Source organism: Hymenobacter terrestris (assembly GCF_013377905.1).
Taxonomy (GTDB): Bacteria; Bacteroidota; Bacteroidia; order Cytophagales; family Hymenobacteraceae; genus Hymenobacter; species Hymenobacter terrestris.
This window is the reverse complement of the sequence record NZ_JABKAV010000009.1, coordinates 36,165-57,091: the sequence shown is the minus strand read 5'-3', so window position 1 is coordinate 57,091 and position 20,927 is coordinate 36,165. Positions and strand designations below refer to the sequence as shown.

Genomic DNA, 20,927 nt, shown 5'->3' with positions numbered 1-20,927 from the left:
TGGCGTTTCGTAACGCGGCCACGCGGCTAGGGTTGCGCCCCTGGCCTAAACCTTATACTACCCGGGTCACGTATCAGGCTCCGTACCGACCTCTTTCCCGTTCGGGTTTCCCCTCCTTCACCCTTCTTCTCCCCGATTATGAATCAGAAACGCACTTTTGGCAGCATTCTTACCGTCCTCGGCATTGTTGGCATTATATGGGCGGCACTGGCCTTCCTGCAGATTGGGGGCATGGGCCTGAGCAAAATGAATTCACTGGTACCTTTTGTTGTGGGCCTTATATTCTTCCTTGCCGGCATCAATCTGGTACGCACAACCAGCGACCGGACCTAAGCGCCCGCACGTCGTTCAACACAAAGCCCGCCACCGGTACGTACCGGCGGCGGGCTTTGTGTTGAACGACGTGCGGTCTGATACCTGGGCCAGGGTTAGCCCGGCCGCGAGGTCAAACGCTGCTGCTCACGGGCGAAAGCCACTAATGCGGCATCCAGTTCCAGCAGGTTCGAGCGGTAGCTAACCTGCGCCGGACCGTGAATGTAGAGCACTGTGCCACCCTTTATCGTCCGGATAATGGCGGCCGATTCGGCGGCCGGCAGCGCTGGGCAGCCCTGGCTGCGCCCCAACCGGCCGTGCTGGCTGGCAAAGGCCTTGCTCACATAATCGGCCCCATGCACTACTATTGCTCTGGTGCGGGCATTGGTGTTGTAGCCCGCATCTACGCCCTGCAGCCGCAACGACAGGCCGTGCTTGCCTTGGTAAGTGGGGCCGGTAACGTAGAAGCCCAGGCTGCTTTTCTCGGAACCCTCCACATTGGAGAAATTGCGGGCGAATTCCTCCCCTGTATTCTTGCCGTGCGCCACCAGTGTATGATGCAGCAGCCGGCCTTCGGTCACATCAACCACCCACAGCCGCTCGCGGTTGCTCGACTGGCTGAAATCGGCAATAGTGAGGGTGCGGGTGCCGGCCTGGATCTGGCCTTGCTGCTGCAGGTTGTAGAAGCCCAGCAGCGCCTGCCGATACACGGGCAGCGGCAGCGCGGCCCCCATCAGCCCGGCCCGAAGGTAAGTACGAGCCACATGCTGCTCAAAAGCAGCCAGGTAACTTGTGCGCTCAGCCGGATTCAGTAGCGAGGGCACCAACAGATTGGGGCGAAAACTGGCAGGTACTACAGCCACTGCTTCGGCGGGAGCAGCCCCTGGCGCACTCGAAACTCGCCCGGCAGGGGTGAAACTGCTGAATAAGGTCAGGATAAATCCGGCGGTCAGCGTCGGCAACTTCGTCATGGGCCTGCAGTGAGCGTTACGGGAAGCAGAGAATTTGGCGGTACCTTGCAATGTCCCACAATCGGGGTCAGTTCAAAATTAGCATCTTTTCTGCAAAACTGCCCCCGGCTTCCTGGTTTTCCTGCTCATGAAAATCCCTGCATTGTGCTTATCCTGGCTGCTACTCCCAGCGGCGTTGTTTGCTCTTTCTGGCTGTGGCCACGCGCTGCCAAGCCTGCCCGGTTTCGATGCCGCTGTTTGGCGCGCCGACCCCTACGGCTGCCGTGGGCAGCGCGCTACGCTTTTACCAATCCTCGAAAAGCACCGTTCAGATCTGTTTGAGGCGCGCATTAATGATATAACAGAACTGCTGGGGCATCCGGATGAGGAGGAGTTGGGCGAGCAGAGTGACAAAATATACATCTACTATGTAGCCCCGGGCGCGCAATGCGCCCCCAGTCATCCACGGGCCGCTACCAACCGCGTGATGTTGCGTAGCGGCGCTACTGGCACCGTTACAGAGGTTATTCTGCCCGTGCAAACCCAATAATTAAACGGGACGAATCTTCTATATATCTTAATAGACGGCCTTCCCGATACCATGTCGGATCTGAAGCGTTTCTCTTCCGCGCACGAGTAACCTCCCGAAACCGGTGCGCAATCAGCCTTTTCGTCGTGGTACAACAAAATTCCGGCCGCTCCCGAGTTAAAATCGGAAGCGGCCGGAATTGGATTGGCTGCTAGAGCTGGCTTCTGCAGATACCTTATTTATCCTAGCCCGCCATCGGTGTCTGGTTGCGGGGCTGGAGCAGGCTGCGGCCCACGCATGAGGCTGAGCTGCGTAGGGGTCAGAATGCGGCTGCACTCGGCATCGTAATGCGACTGCAGCTCTGAGAGTGCCTGTTGCATCTGCACCGGGTTCTGATGGTGCAGCCACTGAATTTCATCAGCTTGGGCTACTTTAATGGTGTTGACCTTGTAAAGGCGGGCAATCTGCCCTTCGTTCAGGTGTAGTTGCGCCGTCATCTGCCGAGTTAGCGCCTCAGCCTGCACAACTGTCTGGTCGATACCATCAGGTCGTTCGGCATGGTGCTCTTGCTTTTGGGCCTGCGCTACCGAGCCCAGGCTAGCAATGAAGAGGAGAGTAAAGAAAAGCGCTTTCATAATAAGTGTGCTTGCTGTAGGGCGGGGAGGCTAATGAACCCAGCTGGTAGCAGAACCAATTGGTTCTACAGAAAATTCCATCAGCCCCATATCCATCATACAATAATATAAAAAAAAAGCCACATTAATGCCCCCTTGTATCATTTTAAACAAACTATATATTAGAATAATGTATTTATTATATCTTCCTGTAATAACCCACTTTACTGATTCTACCAGTTGACGAAATGCATCAAACAGCTTACAAAATACTGAATGTCAATTCATTAAAATAAAAAAAGGTAATACAAGCCATTGCGCATAGCTTGCATTACCCGCTTTGGCTGAACACCGGCCTACTCCAGGCCTGTCATGGGCTGGTGTTCGGGGCTCTTGAAGTATTGCATGGCAATGAGCGAAATTATCATGCCCGACATAGCTCCCTGCAGAATGATGGCAAGGAAGGCAATGGTTACCGACAGATCGTAGCCGAACAGATCCTGGGCCTGCAGGCCATCCATGATACCGGGGTTGATGACGCCAGCGTAAAGAATAAAGAATAAACCAAAGGCGATGGAGGCAATAAGCGCCGTAATAATACCAGTACCAAAACCCGCTAAATAAGCCATTCGGCCGTCGCGGCTGCGCTTGAAGCGCACAATGGCAAAGCACACCCCTACGGCCAGTATCAAGCCGTTCAGGAAGCTAAATTCGATGCGTTCGGTCAGGTTGATAAACGAAGCAGCAACGAAGTACACCATCATGCCTACTGATGTATAGAGACCGTAGCGGACGCCGTTGGTTTCGGGAGTAATTGTGGAATCAGCCATAAAACGAGCATCAAAGGGTAAGGTGTAAAAACAGGAATGGTGGGCTTTGGCGGATCAGCGCAGGAACCAGTCGAGCCAAGTAGCATGTTGGCTTTAGACGGCCCGGAAAAGCTCTGTCTCACTTTATACAAGCTTGATGGGTGGCTGGTTGTCATTTATTGCTATTTTTTGCCCTTCTGCCGTAGCGTACGTCCCGATAATGCAACGGCGAGGGCAATTTCCGTACTTTTGCGGCCGGCTACGCAGTACCCAGTGCTGCCAGCCGTCTGTTGCTTTCTTTTTTGCCTACTTCTCTCTATGATAAGCACCTCCAACGTAAGCCTGCGCTACGGCAAGCGCGTTTTGTTTGAAGACGTTACCATCAAATTCATGCCGGGCAACGTGTACGGTCTCATCGGGGCCAACGGCGCCGGCAAGTCTACGTTCCTGAAAATCCTGTCGGGCGAAATCGAAGCCAACACCGGCTCGGTGGATATGCCCAAGGGCTCGCGCCTGTCGGTGCTCAAGCAGGACCAGTTTGCGGCCGACGCCTTTCCGGTGCTCCAGACCGTGATTATGGGTCATACCCGCCTCTGGAAGGTGATGGAAGAGAAGGACACCCTGTATGCCAAGGCCGACTTCTCGGACGCCGACGGTGAGCGGGCCGCCGAGCTGGAAGGCGAGTTTGCCGACCTCGAAGGCTGGAACGCCGAGTATGAGGCGGCCGAACTGCTCTCAGGCCTGGGCATTGGCGAAAACAAGCACCAGACCCTGATGGGCGACCTGGGCACCTCCGATAAAGTGCGGGTGCTGCTGGCCCAGGCCCTGTTCGGCAACCCCGATGTGCTGCTACTCGACGAACCCACCAACGGCCTTGATGCCGAAACGGTCCTCTGGCTCGAAAACTTTCTTGACTCGTTCCAGAATACGGTAATTGTGGTTAGCCACGACCGCCACTTCCTCGACGCGGTGTGTAACTACATGGCCGACGTTGACTTCTCGAAGATTACGATGTACCCCGGCAACTACTCGTTCTGGTACGAGAGCAGCCAGCTGGTGCTGCGCCAGCGCCAGGATGTGAACAAGAAAACCGAGGACAAGCGCAAGGAGCTGGAAGAGTTTGTGCGCCGCTTCTCGGCCAACGCCTCGAAGAGCAAGCAGGCCACCTCGCGCCAGAAACTGCTCCAGAAGCTCACGCTGGAAGAAATTAAGCCCAGCTCGCGCAAGTACCCCTACATTGCGTTCAAGCCCGAGCGCGAGGCCGGTAACCAGCTGCTGACGGTGGAAAACCTGAGCGCCAAGGTGGACGGCCAGACCATCTTCCGCAACGTGTCGTTTATGCTCGACAAGGGCGACAAAGTGGCCCTGGTGAGCCGCGACGACCGGGCGGCTTCCCTCCTCTTCGATATTCTGTTCGAGCAGGTGAAGCCGGCCACCGGCAGCTTCGCGTGGGGCACCACCATTACTCCCAGCTACTTCCCTAAGGAGAACACCGAGTTTTTTGATACCGACCTGAACCTGGTGGACTGGCTGCGCCAGTACAGCACCGAGAAGGACGAGTCGTTTATTCGCGGTTTTCTGGGCCGGATGCTTTTCTCGGGCGAGGAGTCGCTCAAGAAAAGCAACGTGCTGAGCGGCGGCGAGAAGGTGCGCTGCATGTTGAGCAAGATGATGATGGAAGGCGGCAACGTGCTCACGCTCGACGACCCGACCAACCACCTCGACCTGGAAAGCATTACGGCCCTCAACAACTCGCTGCAGGAATTCAACGGCACGCTGCTGTTTGCCTCGCACGATTTGAAGGTGATTGAGACCGTGGCCAACCGCATCATCGAGCTGACGCCCGGCGGCGTTATCGACCGGCGCATGACGTACGAGGAGTATCTGAACGACGAGAACATCCGCGAGCAGCGCCGCCGCATGTACCAACTGGTTTCGTAGCGCTAGCAACAGCCCTCAGGTTACATACGGGGAAGAGAAAATGGTGCGTTATTGAACAGCAGTGGCGCACCATTTCACGTTTTTACCCGTTGCCGGTTACCTACTCTCCTATCTACTCCATATACATGAAACGACTTCTGTTTTCGCTGCTGCTGGGCGGAACCGGCCTTGTGCTGGTTCCTACCGCTGCCCGCGCCCAGACGACAACGCCGACCGATACAGTTCGTACCGTGAAGCCGCAGCTGAATACGACCCCGCCCGGCTCGGCACCCGCCCGGCGTCGGCGGGAGCCCGCCACGGCCCCCAACGAGCCGCTGCCAGTGCCCACCGCGCCGCCCGTATACCAACCCGACCCCAACGTACCGGCCTCACGCGCGCCCTACGACCCCAACCGGCCCTCGGGCATGGATTTGCCCCAGCGGGCAGGTGTGGCACCGCCCCCACCACCGCTGCGCAAGTACTTTCTGTACACCAACTTCGGATTGGGCTACAGCAGCTACGCCGGCGACGGGCAGTTTAATGCAAGTATTGCCCCGGCCATTGGCTACCGGGTAACGGAGAAGTTTGCCATCGGACCGGGCATCAGCTACTCCTACATCAACGTGAGCTATTCGCCCTTCAACCAGCAGTTCGGCTACCCCGAAAAAATCCGGTACAACAACCTTGGGCTGAAGGCCTTCGCGCAGTACATGGTGTACAAGCAGTTTTTTGTGCACGCCGAATACGAGGTAACCCGCCTGCGGGGTGAGGCTACGTTTGCGCAGGGTAGTATGATAACCAGCAATACCACAGCCACCACGCCGCTGGGCGGTGCCGGTTATCGCAGCCAGTTTGGCGAGCGGTTTGCCGCCGACATCGTGGTGCTTTATAATTTCAACGACGGCATCGACAACCAGGGCAACCGGAAGTCGCCCTACGGGCAGCCTGAAATTCGCTTCAACTTCCTTTTCGATTTGAAATAAGTTCTGAATTTGCCCATATGGCACGCACAAAGAAGCCCCGCTCAATTGCTTGAGCGGGGCTTCTTTGTTTTTTGGAAAGCCTATGTTTCCAGTTAGCTGAATGCCGTGCGGTACTTATACCGCGCTACCGCCTCGAATGACGCGCAGCAGGATTACGATAATGGCAATTACGAGCAGAACGTGAATGATGCTGCCAGTGAAGAAGCCGCCAAAGAAGCTGATAGCCCAGATGATGACCAGAATGACGGCGATGATGTACAACAGATTACCCATGGTTGAAAAGGAAGAGAGTGGGAAAAAAGGGGAGAGAGAAAACAGCGTTTCCGGTTCGCAGTGAAAGATTAGCGGGCCGGAAGACATTCTGCGGGTTTGTACGCGCACCTTCGCCCAAAAGGTTTTATTAGGCTTCATCTATTTTTCATCTTCCGAGACAAAAACCGCCTTCTGAACCTCCAGTGGCATATTTAGACTATACAAAAAAAGTGCATTACCCAGCTTGTATTCGTTTGCCAGATTGGGCGGGGCCGGGTTTCGGTGTAGCTTTGCCAAGGCACGCCCCCACCCCTTATTCGGCGCGCTTTCGTTTCTTCCCACCCTGTTTTCACTCACTTCTATGAACGTTGCCGTTATTGGCTCGGGCACGATGGGCAATGGCATTGCTCACGTTTTTGCCCAGCACGGATTTGCAGTTGCCCTCATCGATATCAACCAGCCGGCCCTTGATAAAGGCATGGCGACCATCGGAAAAAACCTCGACCGGCAGGTAAGCAAAGGCAGCCTGGCCGAGACCGATAAAACAGCCACCCTGGGCCGCATCACCACCTACACCAGCCTTTCGGAGGGAGTTCTGCAGGCCGATCTGGTTGTAGAAGCGGCCACCGAAAACGTGGAGCTCAAGCTCAACATCTTCCGCGAAATAGACCAGTATGCGCCCGAGCAGGCAATTCTGGCCACCAACACCTCCTCCATTTCCATTACCCGCATTGCGGCCGTTACCAAGCGCCCCACCCAGGTTATTGGCATGCACTTCATGAATCCGGTGCCGGTGATGAAGCTCGTGGAGGTGATTCGCGGCTACGCCACCTCCGACGAGGTGACGGCTAAAGTGATGGAGATGTCGCGGCAGTTGGGCAAAACGCCCACCGAAGTCAACGACTACCCCGGCTTTGTAGCCAACCGCATTCTGATGCCCATGATCAATGAGGCCATCATCTCGCTGCACGAGGGCGTAGCCGGCGTTGAGGAGATTGACACAGTGATGAAGCTGGGCATGGCCCACCCCATGGGCCCGCTGCAGCTGGCCGATTTTATCGGGCTGGATGTGTGCCTGGCCATTATGCGGGTGCTGCACGACGGCCTGGGCAACCCCAAGTACGCTCCCTGCCCGCTGCTGGTGAACATGGTAATGGCCGGCCGCCTGGGCGTAAAGTCGGGCGAAGGTTTCTACTCCTGGACCCACGGCACCAAGGATCTGGTGCTGGCCGAGCGGTTCCGCAAGTAAAGCACCCAGCTGCTGAATCACGGCGCATGCGTTGCAGATGAAAGGGATGAATCAGACTGGTTCTGGGTGGATAATTCCTCCTGCTGGTTTTCTATCGGGGTTTATGAACAGCCACCGGGCATAAGGCGTTATAGGGATAACGCAGAACGAATCTGCGTTATCCCTTTCATCTGCAACATCTGTAATTTTATGGAACAAGCTACATTTGGCGGCGGCTGCTTCTGGTGCACCGAAGCCGTATTTCAGAACCTGAAGGGCGTAGAGAAAGTCGTGTCGGGCTACACCGGCGGGCGCATTGCCAACCCTACTTACAAGGAAGTGTGCAGTGGCCTGACGGGCCACAACGAGGTAATTCAGGTAAGCTACGACCCCACCATTATCAGCTTCGAAGACCTGCTGGAGGTATTTTGGAAGACTCACGACCCTACCACCCTCAACCGCCAGGGCAACGACGCGGGCACCCAGTACCGCTCGGGCATCTACACCCACTCGGATGAGCAGCAACGCCTGGCCGAAGCGTACAAGCAGAAGCTTGCTGACGCCAACGCCTTCGATGGCCCCATCACCACCGAAATCCTACCCCTGCCGACATTCTACCCCGCCGAGGCCTACCACCAGAACTACTACAACTTGAACCGCAGCCAGCCCTACTGCCAGTTTGTGGTCAAGAGCAAGGTGGATAAAGTGAAATCGGTGTTCGGTGACAAGCTGAAAAGCGAAGTAGCATAGTTTAAAACCGAACAGCCATAAAAAAGCGGTCATCCTGAATTCAGGATGACCGCTTTTTTATGGCTGTTCGGTTTTGTGCTTATCCCTGTTGCTGGGCCATTTCTATCTGAAACGGGCCCTGGTCGCGGCCAAGGGCGTAGAAGGTAGCCACCTGGTTCATCAGGGTGCGGGTATAGAGGTCGAGGTCGCGGGTTTCGATAATCTGGTCGTTGCGCACAATGATGAAGCTGACCAGCTCGCCGGGGTAGGCACCGTCTTCGCCTACTTCGGGCAGGGCCTCGAAGGGTGAGTGCGAACGTACCGGAATGAATTCCTGCTTGGGCAGTGTCATCAGGGTTTTATCACCGAAAGGCACGAAGCCTTTAACGGCCGAGTAGTGGTAGTGCGGGTTCCAGACCCAGCTACCGTTGAAGATGTAGTACTCGTCGGTGCCCAGGCGCAGAAACTCGCGCAACGATACGTTAACCGCTACGCGCCAGTTGCTGCGCTCCTGCAGGCTCTGTTTAATAACGGCCAGCCGCGTAGGGTCGGGCACGTCGGTGAGCGTCTGCGTGAGGCGGGCGTGCACGACCAGCTCGCAGCCAGCATACAGATTGAGCAGTTGTTGGCGCCAGGCATTTTGAGCTCCCAGCTGATACGCTTCGGCACGGGTAAACTCGAAAAAGTTGTGGGTATAAGGTCCGGCCAGCGCTACGCCGTCGCGGCCATTGGGCTCGGCCCATTCTACCAAGAAGCAGGGCCGGGTACGGCCGTCTACCCAAGGCAGTTCACGGTTGAAAACAACGCGGGTCTGGATGGTTTCCGGGTCGAGGCTCAGCTCCTGGGCCACGTAGTCGCGCACTTCCTCACGGGCCTGCGCGGCCGATACGACATTCTTAATCACAGATGTTGCAGATGTTGCCGATAGCGCAGATTCGTGCTGGCTTCGGATGAAAAAATGATTGGATGACGCAGACTCGTGTCGTGCCGAGCGGATGACACGTCGTTCTGTTGGCGCTAACGGACGTCGAAAGCTAGTTATCAAAACTTCTCAAAGATAGGTGGCCAACCACTAAGCCGGTTATCTGCTCATCGGCTGGCCACGGCTCTAAGCAAATCTAGGCTATCCAATCATTTTTTCATCCGAAGCCAGCACGAATGTGCGCTATTGGCAATATCTGTGACCTTAGATGGCCACGTTGTGCTCGCGCAGGGCGTCGTTGAGGCTGGTTTTGAGGTCGGTGCTGGGTTTGCGCTGGCCGATGATAAGCGCGCAGGGTACCTGGTACTCGCCGGCCGCGAACTGCTTGGCCACCATGCCCGGAATAACTACCGAGCGGGCCGGCACGTGCCCCCTGTACTCCTTGGGCTCGGTGCCCGTCACATCGATAATGCGGGTGCTGCCCGTGATGGTAACGCCGGCCCCGATAACGGCCTCCCGGCCTACAAAGCACCCTTCTACCAGAATGCTGCGCGAGCCCACGAAAGCACCGTCTTCGATAATAACCGGAGCCGCCTGCACGGGCTCCAGCACGCCGCCAATGCCTACGCCCCCACTCAGGTGTACGCCGGCCCCTATCTGGGCGCAGGAGCCCACGGTGGCCCAGGTGTCCACCATGGTGCCCTCGCCCACCCAGGCGCCGATGTTCACGTAGCTGGGCATCAGGATAACACCCGAGGCCAGGTAGGCCCCGTAGCGGGCTACGGCGGGCGGTACCACGCGCACGCCCTGGCCCTGGTAGTCGGTTTTGAGGCGCATTTTGTCGCGAAACTCGAAGGGGCCGACTTCGATGGTTTCCATCTGGCGGATTGGGAAGTAGAGAATCACGGCTTTTTTCACCCAGTCGTTCACCAGCCAGCCACCTTCGGTGCCGGCATCGGGCTGGGCCACGCGCAGGCGCCCTTTGTCGAGCTCTTCAATAACGTGCTCAATGGCTTGCAGTGTGGTGGGCTGCTGCAGTAGGCTCCGGTCGTTCCAGGCAGCTTCAATCAGTGTTTGCAGGTCGGTCATTGGGGTGTTGGTTGCTGGAGTTGATTTACGGCTTAAAGGTAATGGATACGAGCTGAGAGCATGATTATAGCGCCTACGATAAACCCTGCGAAAGCCGAAAGCCACCTTTGAGGAGCCAAAAAACCCCATCTTCGCCCCTGCTATGCCGCCCGCCCTCACCATTCTACTGGCCTCCGTACTAAAGCCCCTCGACGATACGCGGATGCTGGGCAAGTTCGGACGCACCCTGGCCCAACGGCCCAGAACTCAGGTGCACGTAGCGGGCCGCGCCGCGCCCCGGCCGCCCGGTTTGCCGCCCAACCTGCACGTGCACGAGCTGCTGCGTGGCACCCGCCTGAGCCTGGCGCGGCTACGGGCGCAGTGGCACTACTGGCAATTGCTGCAACAGCTGCAACCTACGTTGGTATTTGTGCACGCCCCCGAACTGCTGCCGGCCACCGTGCTCTGGCAGTGGCTGGGCCGGGGCCGGCGCTTTATATATGATGTGCGCGAAAACTACGCCCTCAACATCCGGACGCAGGCCGTGTACCCGCCCTGGGCCCGCCACCTGCTGGCCGGGCTGGTGCGTCGCCTCGAAACGCTGGCTGCCGCCCGCGCCGCCGCCATTCTGCTGGCCGAACGAAGCTACGCCGCCGAGCTGCCCTTTGCGGCCGGGGCCTTAGCCGCGCTAACGGAAGCCGTGAGTACTTCTGGGGATTCTACCCTTTCGGATGGCAAAAGGCAGACAACAACAGGCCCTCTTCCAGCACTCATCATTGAAAATAAGTATCAGCCTTATGATGCAATACCAGCTGCCTGGCCGCGGCGGCTGCCTGAGGTTTCGGAGCCGTTGCGGCTGGTGTATTCGGGCACCATTTCGGAGCTGAACGGGGTATGGGAAGCATTGCGGTTTGCGGCCCACCTGCGCACGGTGTGGCCGCTGGCCCACCTAACCATTATTGGGTCCTGCCAGCAGCCGGCGCTGCTGGCACGGCTGCAAGCGGCCGTGGCGGCGACCAATGGGGCCGTTACGCTGGTGGGCGGGGCGGCGCTGGTGCCCCACGAGGACGTGGTAGCCGAGCTGCGCCGCAGTCACCTGGGGCTGCTGCCCTACCGGCCCCACCCCAGCACGGCCCGCTGCGTACCTACCAAGCTGTTCGAGTATCTGGGCCTGGCACTGCCGCTGGTGCTGCCCCCCAACCCGCTCTGGCAGCCGCTGGTCGAAGCCGCCGGGGCCGGCTTGGGCTTCGATTTTCAGCAGCCCACCTACCCGGCGGCTGCCAAGCTGGCAGCTGCGCTACGGGCAGGCACGTATTACCCGCAGGGGCCACCGCCGCTGGCCTTCTGGGAGCCGGAAGCCAAAAAAATATTAGCGCTGCTGGATTCTATTGGGTAACTACCGACCTTAGCAGCCCGTTTACGGAACCGGAACCGTTTTTCTTTACCTTCGGCGCCTGCTTTCTTCTGTACTGCTCCGCAAATCCCTCCCCCGATGAACAACTCTCTCCGCAACTCTGAAATTGCCGGCGTCGGTCACTATGTGCCCGAGCGCGTGGTTACCAATGCCGACCTCATCACCCTGATGGACACCACCGACGAGTGGATTCAGGAACGCACCGGTATTAAGGAGCGGCGCTGGTTTACCGAGGGCGTTGATACCACTGCCAACATGGCCGCCAAGGCCTCCCGCCGCGCCCTCGAAATGGCCGGCCTCGAGCCCGACGACGTGCAAATGATTGTGTTTGCCACGCTCTCGCCCGATTATTTCTTCCCCGGCTCGGGCGTGCTGCTGCAGCGCGAACTAGGCATTAAGGCTCCCGTACCGGCCTTCGATGTGCGCAACCAGTGCTCGGGTTTCGTGTACGCGCTAAGCATGGCCGACCAGTTCATCAAAACCGGCATGTACGACAACGTGCTGGTGGTAGGCTCCGAAATCCATTCTTCGGGCCTCGATATCAGCACCCGTGGCCGGGCGGTGTCGGTTATTTTTGGCGATGGCGCCGGAGCCGTAGTAATGCGTCCCTGCACCCGCGAGGGTCACGGCGTACTAAGTACGCATCTGCACTCGCAGGGCGAGCACGCCGAGGAGCTGATTGTAAAGGAGCCCAGCTCGAATCGTCAGGACCGGACGGCGTTTATCCAGAATCTGGAGAACGAGGTTGAGCTCTATCCCGTCATGAACGGCCAGAACGTGTTCAAGCACGCCGTGGTGCGCTTCCCGCAGGTGATCAAGGAGGCTCTCGATGCCAACGGCTACCAGCCCCAAGACCTCGATATGCTTATTCCGCACCAGGCCAACCTGCGCATCACGCAGTATGTGCAACAGAAAATGGGCCTCCCCGACAACAAGATATTCAGCAACATTCAGCGCTACGGCAACACCACCGCCGCCTCGGTGCCCATTGCCCTGAGCGAAGCCATGCAGGAAGGCCGCATCAAGCGTGGCGACTTGGTGTGCCTGGCCGCTTTCGGCTCGGGCTTTACCTGGGCTTCGGCGCTCATTAAGTGGTAGGCTTTTCAATTAAAAGTTACGAGTTAAAAATGGGCCGTTCACCTCATCATGCCAGCCAGTCAACGGCCAATTTTTAACTTTTAATTCTTAATTTTTAATTCAACACGCATGCCCAGCTTCACTGAGGAAAACTACCTGAAAGCCGTTTATAAACTCTCGGAGTTTCAGCCAGGCACCGAGGTAAGTACCAACAGCGTCGCCGAGGAGTTGCAGACCCGGCCCGCTTCGGTGACTGATATGCTGCGGCGCCTCGGCGAGAAGGGCCTCGTCAACTACACCCGCTACCGGGGCGTTACGCTCACCGAGGCCGGGCAGCGCGTGGCGCTGGCCACCATCCGTAAGCACCGGCTCTGGGAGGTGTTTCTGGTTCAGCACTTCGGGTTTCACTGGGATGAGGTGCATGATGTGGCCGAGCAGATGGAGCATGTCGACTCCGAGTTGCTGGTGCGCCGCCTCGACGAGTTCCTGGGCTTTCCGCAGCTCGACCCCCACGGCGACCCGATTCCGACGGCCGAGGGTGTACTGCACCGCCCCGAACACCGCCTGCTGGCCGATCTGCGCCCCGGCGAGCAGGGCCGCGTGGTATCCGTCCGGAACACCTCCGCCCCCTTTCTGCAGTACCTCGACAAGGTGGGCGTAGGTCTCGGCACCCACATTGAAGTCATGGATAAGATTCTGTTTGATAATTCGCTTGAAATCAGAATCAACCAGGAAGGCAAGCAGCTCATTTCAGCCGAGGTAAGCCGTAACCTGATGCTGACGGATTAACGCTGAAAGTCAAAGAGAGCAAGTAAAAAGTAAAAGCCGTAGAACGTCAGCATCATGCTCGTTCTACGGCTTTTACTTTTTACTTGCTCTCTTTAGATTTCAACCCGCCGTACCTTTGCGGCCCCATCACACCCAACCGCCGTGGCCGCCGACCTGCCCCTCTCCCTTTCCGATACCATCGTCGCCCTCTCCACGCCGCCCGGCGCCGGCGCAATTGCCTTGGTGCGCCTCTCGGGCCCGCAGGCTATTACCATTACCGACGAGGTATTTGCCGGCAAGCGCCTGGCCGAGCAGCCCGGCCACACACTCCACTACGGCACCCTACGCGACGGCGCGCAGATTCTGGATGAGGTTGTCGTGTCGCTCTACCGCGGCCCGAACTCCTACACCCGCGAAGACGTGGTGGAAATCAGCACCCACGGCTCCGACTACATTGTGCGGCAGGTGCTGGCGCTGCTGCTGCGCCACGGCGCCCGCCTGGCCGAAGCCGGCGAGTTCACCAAGCGCGCCTTCCTGCACGGCGCCCTCGACTTAGCCCAGGCCGAAGCTGTAGCCGACCTGATTGCCGCCGACTCGGCCTTAAGCCACCAGGTAGCGTTGCGCCAGATGCGGGGCGGCTTTTCGCGCGAGCTGCGGGAGCTACGCAGCCAGCTGGTGCACTTCGCAGCGTTGCTGGAGTTGGAGCTCGACTTTGGAGAAGAAGACGTGGAGTTTGCCGACCGCACCGGGCTGGTAGTGCTGCTGCAGGAAGTGCAGGCGCTGGTACGCCGGTTGCTGCGCTCCTTCGAGCTAGGCAACGTCATCAAAAACGGAGTGACCACCGTTATTGCCGGCCGGCCCAACGCCGGTAAAAGCACCCTGCTCAACGCCCTGCTCAACGAAGACCGCGCCATAGTGTCGGAGGTGGCCGGCACTACCCGTGACCTGATTGAGGATGAGGTGAGCATCGAGGGCATCCGATTCCGGTTCGTAGATACGGCCGGCCTGCGCGACACCACCGACGTGGTGGAAGCCCTGGGTGTGGAGCGCACCCGTCAGCGAGTGCAGCAGGCGGCGCTGGTCGTGTATCTGTTTGACCTTTCGACAACTTCTCCGGCTGAGCTTCACGCGGAAATTGAAGCGCTAAACCTGCCCGCCGGCGTGGGCGTACTGGCCGTGGGTAACAAGCTAGACCTGGCTTCTGAAGCCCAGGCTGCCCCCTTCCATTCCCGGCCCGACACGCTGCTGTTGGCTGCCGGCCAGGGCATCGGTATTGAGGAATTGCGCGCCGCCCTGCTGGCCCGGGTGCGCCTCAACGGCCTCGACCAGACTGGGGCCAGCACCATCGTTACCAACCTGCGCCACGCCCGCAGCCTCGAGCAAGCCGACCGCCACCTCGACGCCGTGCTGGTGGGCCTGAGCACCGGCGGCGGCACCGAGCTGCTGGCTGCCGACCTGCGCCACGCCTTGGGCGCCCTGGGCCAGATAACCGGCGAAATCAGCTCCGACGACCTACTTACCAGCATCTTCACTCAGTTCTGTATCGGCAAGTAAGATATGCCGGACCCTAGCGGTGCTCCTGGTAGGTGTTGGCCGGTGCGGCCTGCAACAGTTCGTGGCGGACATCGGGCGGCAGCGGCGCGCTCCGGGCCAGTTGCAAGGCTTCGGCCAGCTGCGCGGCGGTCCGGATGCCGAGTACGGTGGCCGTTACGCCCGGCGTATCGAGCACGAAGCGGCCAGCCACCTCGGCGGGCGGGCGTTGCAGGCGCTTGGCCACAGCGGCCACGGCAGCTGCTGCTGCCTGTACGGCCCCAACCGGTTGGTTTAGATACTCGCGGGCGGGCTTGCCGACCAGCAGGCCCTGGGCCAGCGCCCCGCGGGCCAGCACGCCTACTCCGTGGGCAGCCAGGTGGGGCAGCACGGCTTCCAATGGGCGCTGGTCGAGCAGGCTGAGCTGCAGCATGACGCTGCTGAGGCCGGTGCCGGGCACGTAGCGCCGGATGACGTTGGGCCGGATGGAGGAAATACCGTAGTGCCGGATTTTGCCCTGCTCCCGCAACCGCTCGAAGGCTTCAACTACCTCATCAAGCGGGTCATCAAGGGTGCCGCCGTGTAATTGATACAGGTCGAGATAGTCGGTTTGGAGGCGGCGCAGGCTGGCTTCGGCGGCCTGCCGGATGTAGGCGCCCGAGGGGTTCCAGTCCCACCCCTGGCCATCGGGCCGCCGCTGGTTGCCCACTTTGGTGGCCAGCACCACCTGGGCGCGGCAGTGGCGGAAGGCAGTACCGAACAGCTCCTCATTGCGGCCGTGCTCGTACAGGTCGGCCGTGTCGAAAAGGGTGATGCCACCGGCCCGCGCTTCATCGAGCAGGCGGCGGTCGGCGGCCATATCATCCCCCAACGACATGCCGCCGAAGCCCAAGCGGCTTACTTGCAAATCAGTGGTACCCAGGGTAGCGTAGTGCATAGCGTGCGGAAATAGAATGGTGACGCGGTTTGGGCACCATAATGCAAAAAAAGGCCGGACAAGTCGTAAAAAAACGGGCTTAATGCCGTATTTATCGGCCCTGCGCCGTTTCTTTGCGTCAGGTGAAATGGCGAACAACCATCCTGTTCGGGTTGTACTATAGCCAGTAACCGCCGGCCGGGTTGCCCGCTTGCCGGTTATTATCTTTAAATTCGCCCTGTACCCCCACTTTTCAACCTACGCTTTATGGCAGAATCTGCTGAACTGACGCTCAACGGGCAGTCGTACACACTCCCCGTAATTGAAGGCACTGAGCACGAAAAGGCCTTCGACATCAGCAAGCTCCGCGACCAGACGGGCTACGTAACCATCGACCCCGGCTACAAGAACACAGGAGCCTGCAAAAGCGCCATCACCTTCCTCGACGGCGAAGAAGGCATCCTGCGCTACCGCGGCTATCCAATTGAGCAGCTGGCCGAAAACTCCACTTTTATTGAAGTTGCTTACCTGCTGATTTACGGCAAACTGCCTACTCAGACTGAGCTCGACGCATTCAGCGAGAAAATCACGCAGCACACGCTGGTGCACGAAGACGTGCGCAAGATTTTCGACGGCTTTCCGTCGGCGGCCCACCCAATGGCCATTCTAAGCTCCCTTATCTGCTCGCTCACCGCCTTCTACCCCGAAAGCGTTTCGCCCGACCTGAGCAAGGAGGAAATCGACCTGAATGTAATCCGGTTGATGGCCAAGATTTCGACCATCGCGGCCTGGACCTACAAGAACAACATGGGTCACCCGCTCAACTACCCGCGCAACGACCTCGATTACTGCTCCAACTTCCTCTACATGATGTTCAGCTTCCCTACGGAGAAGTATGCCATCAACCCCGTAGTGGTGAAGGCGCTCAACAAGCTGCTCATTCTGCACGCCGACCACGAGCAGAACTGCTCCACCTCAACGGTGCGCCTCGTGGGTTCGGCCAACGCCTCGCTCTACGGCTCGGTTTCGGCCGGTATCAACGCCCTGTGGGGCCCGCTGCACGGCGGCGCCAACCAGGAAGTAGTGGAGATGCTCGAAAGCATTGAGCGCGACGGTGGCGACACCCAGAAATGGATTGACAAGGCCAAGGACAAGGACGACTCGTTCCGCCTGATGGGCTTCGGCCACCGGGTATACAAGAACTTCGACCCCCGCGCCACCATCATCAAAAAGGCCGCCGACGACGTGCTCAAGGCCCTGGGCCTCGAAGCCAGCCCTCTGCTCAAGATTGCCAAGGAGCTGGAGCAGGCCGCCCTCACCGACGATTATTTCGTTCAGCGCAAGCTCTACCCGAACGTAGACTTCTATTCGGGCATCATCTACAAGGCCATCGGCATCCCGACCGAAATGTTCACGGTAATGTTCGCCCTGGGCCGCCTGCCCGGCTGGATTGCCCAGTGGAAGGAAATGCGTGAGAACAAGGAGCCTATCGGCCGTCCGCGCCAGATTTACGTGGGTGAAACCGAGCGCGACTACGTGGCCATCGACCAGCGTAATGCCTAAACTACGGCACTGTGGGCCGGCTCAGCCGGTTCGCAGTCCATGTAGTCCTGCATAAAAAAAGCCCGCTTATGCGGGCTTTTTTTATTGTCAAATTATTCGAGCGTTACCTGAAGTAATACCCGGTAAAGAACTGTCAATCAGCGGATATTGACAGCCGTAAATTCAGATTTGATACCATCGTAGACGGCGAGCTGCTTGGGTTGCAGCAGGGCTGCTACATCCCACTCGTAGCGCTGCAGCAGATCGGATAGGGCCTGGTCGAGGTTTGCAGGCTCGGCTTTGAGCTGGTTGCGCAGCGTTGCCATTTCGGAGAGCAGCCCAACGTTGAGGCGGCGCAACTTGACGTATTGGCCTTCGCTGAGCTGAGTGCGCTCGGCAATACGCCAGGTCATGGCCGTAGCCCGCTCGCCCATTGTTGTGCCCCCGCCATCGGCCTGGGCCACAGTAGGAGTTCCGGAGGACATCAGCAGTGCGAGGCCCAGTAGAGTAAGCACGTTTTTCATAGTTGTAGAAGGTTTGGTGGAAAAATCAGCACCCGTCCAACTTCACTGTCCAAAATTGTCTTATCAAGATACTAAACAAATATGACATAAGCAATATTTGTTTTACTTCGGATGCTGTTGTCAGCTTAGCTCACGGCCCAACTCCAGGGAGTCGAGCCGTGGCAGCTCAAGCTTACTATTTCGACAGCGTACCCATGGCCGTCATGCTGGCGCGGTGCTGGTCGAACAAAGACCGTTGGGCGGGCCGCAACATATCAAGCAGGGCCATTTCGTAGTAGAGCTGGGCATCGGCCAGGCGCTGGTCGAGCATTGGCTGCTCAGCGGCGAAGCGGGACTTCAACTCCTCCTGCTCGCTAAGCATACGGATATTGAGTTGCTTGAGCCGCAGGTACTGGCCTTCATCGAGCCGGATACGGTCGGAAATGGCGCGGGTGAGGGCCGTAGCGCGGGCCGTAATGCTGGTAGGGTTGTCGGCGCGCGAAGCTGCCAGGATAACACCCGGAGCGGCAATAAGCAGGCAGACGAAAAGTGCAACTTTCTTCATGGCAAAAGAGGGAGAAAGGGTTGGAAGATGAATGTTTAGGGCTGTTGGTAGCGGAATGCCTCCTATTAAAGGAGTGTTACCACTACTCCCACAAGCGCCGTCTGCTTTGTGGGAATAATCAAATGTACACCAAATTATTAAACTATAAAATGTTTTTTTATCACTATTCTAATCAATAACTTTTATACATATTGATTAAACATCTCATTATCAGATTGATGATAGTGCTATAAAAAAGAAAAACTCCAATCAAAAAAAGTGCAATTACTCGCGTAATTATCCTTTTTTCGATTGGAGTTGGAGGCAAAACCAGCTGGCGGCGGCCAGTTGCGCGAGCCTGCTACAGAATCCGCAGTTCGATACGGCGGTTCTGCTGGCGGTTTTCTTCGGAGTCGTTGGGAGCCAGCGGGCGGGCCTCGCCATAGCCCTTGTAGCGCAGGCGAGCGGCCTCTACACCCTGGCTTAGCATATAGCGGTACACCGATTTGGCCCGGTTCTGCGACAGCACCAGGTTGTCATCGTCGGAGCCCACATCATCGGTGTGGCCCGATACTTCCACCTGAATGGTGGGGTATTGCTTCATGAAGCTCACCAGCCGCTTGAGTTCGGTGCGCGACTTGGGCTTGAGCTCGTACTGGCTCACATCAAAGAACAGATTGTTGAGCACTACGCTACGGCCCGCACCCACCGGATCGAGGTAGAGGTCGAGAGTGAGGGGGTCGAAGCTGCGGCGGCTGCTGTAATCAAAGCTCAGACTACGGAGAAGGTATTTGTCGGCGGCGGCGTACATGGCGTACTGGCGACCCTCGTTGAGCACCACGGTATACTCCCCGGTTTCAGCGTCGGAGTTCACGTACTGCACCAGCTCGTTGGTGTTGAGGTCGTAGAGCTGCACGTCGGCGGCAATGGGCTTTTTGGTCACGGCATCGAACACCCGGCCCTGGGCGTACGTGCTGGTTTCGCGGGCACGGATGCTGGCAGGCGTCTCAAACGAGTACAGCTCTACCGGCTGGTCGCGCTGGCGCTTTACGCCCGGCTCGGCCGTACGCCAGCGCGAGCAGAAGCCCCGGCGGTTGTCGGAACTGATAAACAGCGACGCTTCATTTTCGAACGTATTGAGCGGGTAGCCCAGGTTGCGGGGCGCATCCCACTTGCCATCAGACACCAGTTCGCAGCGGTAAATATCAAGCCCGCCCATGCCTACCAGTCCGTCGGTTACATAGTATAGCGTAGTGCCGCTGGCATGAATAAACGGGGCCATGTCTTTGCCGGGCGTGTTCACGGGTGTGCCCAAGTTACGGGCAGGCGTCCATTTACCTTGCTCGTCGAGCGTTGTTATGTACACATCCTCCTGGCCCTGTCCACCGCGCCGGGTGCTGGTGAAATACAGTGTGCGGCCATCGGCCGAAAGCGTGGGCTGCGAGTCCCACTCGGGCGAGTTTACGTTGCGGCCCAGGTTTTCGGGCTTGCTCCAGGCATTACCGGTGCGCCGCGAGATATACAGGTCGCAGTTGCCCACCGAGTTGGCCCGGTCGCAGGAAGCAAACACCAGCGTTTTACCGTCGCCGGAAATAGCACCCGCCCCCTCGTTGAACGAGGTGTTGATGGCCGGTGAGATGGAAGCCGGCTCGCCCATGGTGCCGTCGGGGTTTTGGCGGCTCACAAACAGATTTTCGTCGCTGGCAGCCGTGGGTCGGCCAGTGAAAAGCAGAAAGCGGCTGTCGGCCGTGAGCACCGGGAAGTACTGAAACCGGTAAGTATTAAGCGGCTCGGGCAGCCGGGTGGGCTCGGGGCCGGTGGGCGCGGCTATGGCCTGGGCCGCAAACGCGCAGTTGAGCAGCTGGCGCTTGGCCTGCGGGATGTTGCGCTGGCCTTTGGGAGCCGTTTTGATGAACTTCGGGTACGCATCGGCCGCCGTGGTATAGTCGCCAAAGCTCATGGCCAGCTCACCCAGCAGAAAGTAGTCGTTGCTCCGGGCCGCATCGACGGGCAGCTTGGGCAGGCCTGTCCGGTAGGCATCAAAAGCCGCTTGGTTTTCGCCCATGGCCTTCAGCAAAGAGCCCCGCAGCAGGTACGGCTGCCCCAACGACGGGAATTTCTGGGTGAGCTGATCGAGCGTTTCGAGGGCCTTGGTGAAGTCGCGGCCCTTGGCCTGCGCCTGTGCTTTATCCCACAGACTACGGGCCTTGGTATTGGAAGAGCTAAGCTGCGCCTGAGCAGCTGCCGGCCGCGGCGAAAGGCTACCAGCGGTTAGTAGCAGCACCAACGGCACGAAAAGCGAACGACGCATACAGAA

General features: G+C 58.5%; 21 protein-coding genes. 11 read left to right on the top strand and 10 right to left on the bottom strand.

Features of this window, described 5'->3' with window-relative positions:
* The first annotated feature begins 138 nt into the window (after positions 1-138).
* On the top strand, positions 139-333 hold the full coding sequence (locus HW556_RS05135; protein ID WP_176898604.1) for a hypothetical protein: 195 nt from the start codon (positions 139-141) through the stop codon (positions 331-333).
* Positions 334-428: 95 nt separating this feature from the next.
* Here the strand turns inward: HW556_RS05135 and HW556_RS05130 are convergent, their stop codons facing one another.
* Positions 429-1,283 carry a murein L,D-transpeptidase catalytic domain family protein gene (locus tag HW556_RS05130; RefSeq protein WP_176898602.1) on the bottom strand — a complete coding sequence of 285 codons (855 nt, stop codon included), beginning with the start codon at positions 1,281-1,283 and terminating at the stop codon, positions 429-431.
* Positions 1,284-1,410: 127 nt separating this feature from the next.
* Between HW556_RS05130 and HW556_RS05125 the strand changes: the two genes are divergently transcribed.
* Positions 1,411-1,812, top strand: a complete 402-nt coding sequence (locus HW556_RS05125) for a hypothetical protein (protein WP_176898600.1) — start codon at positions 1,411-1,413, stop codon at positions 1,810-1,812.
* A 218-nt stretch (positions 1,813-2,030) separates the two neighbouring features.
* On the opposite strand, the gene HW556_RS05120 is transcribed toward HW556_RS05125, so the two are convergent.
* Together HW556_RS05120 and HW556_RS05115 are read right to left on the bottom strand one after the other, a co-directional pair.
* Positions 2,031-2,426, bottom strand: a complete 396-nt coding sequence (locus HW556_RS05120; protein ID WP_176898598.1) for a hypothetical protein — start codon at positions 2,424-2,426, stop codon at positions 2,031-2,033.
* A 335-nt stretch (positions 2,427-2,761) separates the two neighbouring features.
* A complete protein-coding gene (locus HW556_RS05115; protein WP_176898596.1) occupies positions 2,762-3,235 on the bottom strand; it encodes a DUF4199 domain-containing protein in 474 nt (157 codons plus the stop codon).
* Positions 3,236-3,532: 297 nt separating this feature from the next.
* Between HW556_RS05115 and HW556_RS05110 the strand changes: the two genes are divergently transcribed.
* The gene (locus HW556_RS05110) at positions 3,533-5,155 is read left to right on the top strand and encodes an ABC-F family ATP-binding cassette domain-containing protein (protein ID WP_176898594.1); all 1,623 of its coding nucleotides are present in this window, start codon (positions 3,533-3,535) and stop codon (positions 5,153-5,155) included.
* Positions 5,156-5,280: 125 nt separating this feature from the next.
* Positions 5,281-6,117 carry a hypothetical protein gene (locus tag HW556_RS05105; RefSeq protein WP_176898591.1) on the top strand — a complete coding sequence of 279 codons (837 nt, stop codon included), beginning with the start codon at positions 5,281-5,283 and terminating at the stop codon, positions 6,115-6,117.
* 114 nt (positions 6,118-6,231) lie between these two features.
* Here HW556_RS05105 and HW556_RS05100 read toward each other — a convergent pair whose 3' ends face one another.
* Positions 6,232-6,390: a lmo0937 family membrane protein gene (locus tag HW556_RS05100; RefSeq protein WP_019946626.1), complete on the bottom strand. Its 159-nt coding sequence runs from the start codon at positions 6,388-6,390 to the stop codon at positions 6,232-6,234.
* Between the two features lie 340 nt (positions 6,391-6,730).
* On the opposite strand from HW556_RS05100, the gene HW556_RS05095 reads away from it, so the two are divergent.
* Together HW556_RS05095 and msrA are read left to right on the top strand one after the other, a co-directional pair.
* On the top strand, positions 6,731-7,618 hold the full coding sequence (locus tag HW556_RS05095) for a 3-hydroxyacyl-CoA dehydrogenase family protein (RefSeq protein WP_176898590.1): 888 nt from the start codon (positions 6,731-6,733) through the stop codon (positions 7,616-7,618).
* Between the two features lie 189 nt (positions 7,619-7,807).
* A complete protein-coding gene (gene msrA / locus HW556_RS05090) occupies positions 7,808-8,347 on the top strand; it encodes a peptide-methionine (S)-S-oxide reductase MsrA (RefSeq protein ID WP_176898588.1) in 540 nt (179 codons plus the stop codon).
* Between the two features lie 79 nt (positions 8,348-8,426).
* Here the strand turns inward: msrA and HW556_RS05085 are convergent, their stop codons facing one another.
* Entirely contained in the window at positions 8,427-9,230 is an 804-nt protein-coding gene (locus tag HW556_RS05085) for a hypothetical protein (protein ID WP_176898587.1), read from the bottom strand.
* A 282-nt stretch (positions 9,231-9,512) separates the two neighbouring features.
* Positions 9,513-10,337: a 2,3,4,5-tetrahydropyridine-2,6-dicarboxylate N-succinyltransferase gene (locus tag HW556_RS05080; RefSeq protein ID WP_176898586.1), complete on the bottom strand. Its 825-nt coding sequence runs from the start codon at positions 10,335-10,337 to the stop codon at positions 9,513-9,515.
* A gap of 142 nt (positions 10,338-10,479) precedes the next feature.
* On the opposite strand from HW556_RS05080, the gene HW556_RS05075 reads away from it, so the two are divergent.
* From HW556_RS05075 to mnmE, 4 genes are all read left to right on the top strand, one after another.
* Positions 10,480-11,712, top strand: coding sequence for a glycosyltransferase family protein (locus HW556_RS05075; RefSeq protein WP_176898585.1), 1,233 nt, complete (start codon positions 10,480-10,482; stop codon positions 11,710-11,712).
* Positions 11,713-11,808: 96 nt separating this feature from the next.
* Positions 11,809-12,828, top strand: coding sequence for a 3-oxoacyl-ACP synthase III family protein (locus HW556_RS05070; RefSeq protein ID WP_176898584.1), 1,020 nt, complete (start codon positions 11,809-11,811; stop codon positions 12,826-12,828).
* A gap of 108 nt (positions 12,829-12,936) precedes the next feature.
* On the top strand, positions 12,937-13,596 hold the full coding sequence (locus HW556_RS05065) for a metal-dependent transcriptional regulator (protein WP_176898583.1): 660 nt from the start codon (positions 12,937-12,939) through the stop codon (positions 13,594-13,596).
* Between the two features lie 141 nt (positions 13,597-13,737).
* The gene (mnmE, locus tag HW556_RS05060) at positions 13,738-15,129 is read left to right on the top strand and encodes a tRNA uridine-5-carboxymethylaminomethyl(34) synthesis GTPase MnmE (protein ID WP_176898581.1); all 1,392 of its coding nucleotides are present in this window, start codon (positions 13,738-13,740) and stop codon (positions 15,127-15,129) included.
* A gap of 13 nt (positions 15,130-15,142) precedes the next feature.
* Here mnmE and HW556_RS05055 read toward each other — a convergent pair whose 3' ends face one another.
* Entirely contained in the window at positions 15,143-16,042 is a 900-nt protein-coding gene (locus HW556_RS05055; protein ID WP_176898579.1) for an aldo/keto reductase, read from the bottom strand.
* Between the two features lie 246 nt (positions 16,043-16,288).
* Between HW556_RS05055 and HW556_RS05050 the strand changes: the two genes are divergently transcribed.
* On the top strand, positions 16,289-17,584 hold the full coding sequence (locus HW556_RS05050) for a citrate synthase (RefSeq protein WP_176898577.1): 1,296 nt from the start codon (positions 16,289-16,291) through the stop codon (positions 17,582-17,584).
* Between the two features lie 137 nt (positions 17,585-17,721).
* Here HW556_RS05050 and HW556_RS05045 read toward each other — a convergent pair whose 3' ends face one another.
* The 3 genes from HW556_RS05045 to HW556_RS05035 form a co-directional block, all read right to left on the bottom strand.
* Complete coding sequence (locus tag HW556_RS05045; protein WP_176898575.1) at positions 17,722-18,087, bottom strand: hypothetical protein; 366 nt, start codon at positions 18,085-18,087, stop codon at positions 17,722-17,724.
* A 175-nt stretch (positions 18,088-18,262) separates the two neighbouring features.
* Positions 18,263-18,631 carry a hypothetical protein gene (locus HW556_RS05040; RefSeq protein WP_176898573.1) on the bottom strand — a complete coding sequence of 123 codons (369 nt, stop codon included), beginning with the start codon at positions 18,629-18,631 and terminating at the stop codon, positions 18,263-18,265.
* A 340-nt stretch (positions 18,632-18,971) separates the two neighbouring features.
* Positions 18,972-20,921 (bottom strand): OmpA family protein, encoded by a 1,950-nt coding sequence (locus tag HW556_RS05035; protein WP_218136864.1) that lies wholly within the window; start codon positions 20,919-20,921, stop codon positions 18,972-18,974.
* Positions 20,922-20,927 lie beyond the last annotated feature (6 nt).

Coding starts and splice junctions, on each gene's coding strand:
- HW556_RS05100 (WP_019946626.1), bottom strand. CDS start 6,390: ATGGGTAATCTGTTGTACATCATCGCCGTCATTCTGGTCATCATCTGG.
- HW556_RS05135 (WP_176898604.1), top strand. CDS start 139: ATGAATCAGAAACGCACTTTTGGCAGCATTCTTACCGTCCTCGGCATT.
- HW556_RS05105 (WP_176898591.1), top strand. CDS start 5,281: ATGAAACGACTTCTGTTTTCGCTGCTGCTGGGCGGAACCGGCCTTGTG.
- HW556_RS05045 (WP_176898575.1), bottom strand. CDS start 18,087: ATGAAAAACGTGCTTACTCTACTGGGCCTCGCACTGCTGATGTCCTCC.
- HW556_RS05095 (WP_176898590.1), top strand. CDS start 6,731: ATGAACGTTGCCGTTATTGGCTCGGGCACGATGGGCAATGGCATTGCT.
- HW556_RS05125 (WP_176898600.1), top strand. CDS start 1,411: ATGAAAATCCCTGCATTGTGCTTATCCTGGCTGCTACTCCCAGCGGCG.
- HW556_RS05080 (WP_176898586.1), bottom strand. CDS start 10,337: ATGACCGACCTGCAAACACTGATTGAAGCTGCCTGGAACGACCGGAGC.
- HW556_RS05040 (WP_176898573.1), bottom strand. CDS start 18,631: ATGAAGAAAGTTGCACTTTTCGTCTGCCTGCTTATTGCCGCTCCGGGT.
- HW556_RS05110 (WP_176898594.1), top strand. CDS start 3,533: ATGATAAGCACCTCCAACGTAAGCCTGCGCTACGGCAAGCGCGTTTTG.
- HW556_RS05055 (WP_176898579.1), bottom strand. CDS start 16,042: ATGCACTACGCTACCCTGGGTACCACTGATTTGCAAGTAAGCCGCTTG.
- msrA (WP_176898588.1), top strand. CDS start 7,808: ATGGAACAAGCTACATTTGGCGGCGGCTGCTTCTGGTGCACCGAAGCC.
- HW556_RS05120 (WP_176898598.1), bottom strand. CDS start 2,426: ATGAAAGCGCTTTTCTTTACTCTCCTCTTCATTGCTAGCCTGGGCTCG.
- HW556_RS05035 (WP_218136864.1), bottom strand. CDS start 20,921: ATGCGTCGTTCGCTTTTCGTGCCGTTGGTGCTGCTACTAACCGCTGGT.
- HW556_RS05115 (WP_176898596.1), bottom strand. CDS start 3,235: ATGGCTGATTCCACAATTACTCCCGAAACCAACGGCGTCCGCTACGGT.
- HW556_RS05070 (WP_176898584.1), top strand. CDS start 11,809: ATGAACAACTCTCTCCGCAACTCTGAAATTGCCGGCGTCGGTCACTAT.
- HW556_RS05065 (WP_176898583.1), top strand. CDS start 12,937: ATGCCCAGCTTCACTGAGGAAAACTACCTGAAAGCCGTTTATAAACTC.
- HW556_RS05130 (WP_176898602.1), bottom strand. CDS start 1,283: ATGACGAAGTTGCCGACGCTGACCGCCGGATTTATCCTGACCTTATTC.
- HW556_RS05075 (WP_176898585.1), top strand. CDS start 10,480: ATGCCGCCCGCCCTCACCATTCTACTGGCCTCCGTACTAAAGCCCCTC.
- HW556_RS05050 (WP_176898577.1), top strand. CDS start 16,289: ATGGCAGAATCTGCTGAACTGACGCTCAACGGGCAGTCGTACACACTC.